Origin of the sequence: Caballeronia sp. LZ003, assembly GCF_031451465.1 — a bacterium.
Lineage (GTDB): Bacteria > Pseudomonadota > Gammaproteobacteria > Burkholderiales > Burkholderiaceae > Caballeronia.
In genome coordinates, this window is sequence record NZ_JARUXJ010000095.1 from 1 (window position 1) to 818 (window position 818).

The window sequence follows — 818 nt, forward strand, 5'->3', positions numbered from 1 at the left end:
CATTCGATGAAATGTTTTACGTCTTGTCTTTTGCACGAGCGGGGCAAGATGATCCGAACGTTACTAAGTGACGAGATATGGGCACGAATCGAGTCGGTGTTGCCGGGCAAGGAAGGCGATCCTGGGCGAACAGCGGCCGACAACCGATGGTTTATCGAGGCCGTTCTCTGGATCGGCCGCACGGGTTGTCCGTGGCGCGACTTGCCCAAGGCGTTCGGGAAATGGCATACGGTGTACATGCGTTTCTCCAGATGGCGCCGCAAGGGCGTGTGGGAGAGTGTGATACACGCGGTAGCCGACGATTCCGAGATCAAACATGTGTTGATCGATTCGACCATCGTACGCGCGCACCAGCACTCATCAGGCGCTCGAAAAAGAAACGGTCCGCAAGCGATCGGCCGCTCGCGAGGCGGGTTGACGACCAAATTGCACGTGGCCGTCGATCACGGTGGACGTCCACTGAGATTAATCGTCACCGAAGGGCAAGCCTCTGATCACGCGTACGCGAATGCCCTGGTAGAGCATCTGCGTACCGGAGCAGTCATTGCCGACAAGGGCTATGACTCGAATACGTTTGTCGAGAACGTCTGCGCGACGGGCGCGAAGGCCGTCATCCCGCCGCGTTCGAATCGCAAGATCCAGCGCCGTTACAGTCGAGTGCTGTATCGAACTCGGAATATCGTCGAGCGCTTTTTCTGCCGTATCAAACATTTTCGTCGCGTCGCCACGCGTTACGACAAGCTCGCCGGCAACTATCTCGCCTTTGCTTCGCTTGCCTGTGCCTTTGGACCGCTAGTGAGAATGTAAACAGACCCTAG

At 57.1% G+C, this 818-nt stretch carries 1 protein-coding gene; it reads left to right on the plus strand.

The window, feature by feature from the left end:
* Positions 1-48: 48 nt before the first annotated feature.
* Positions 49-807, plus strand: coding sequence for an IS5 family transposase (locus QCE79_RS33165; RefSeq protein WP_309851706.1), 759 nt, complete (start codon positions 49-51; stop codon positions 805-807).
* The last annotated feature ends 11 nt before the right edge of the window (positions 808-818 follow it).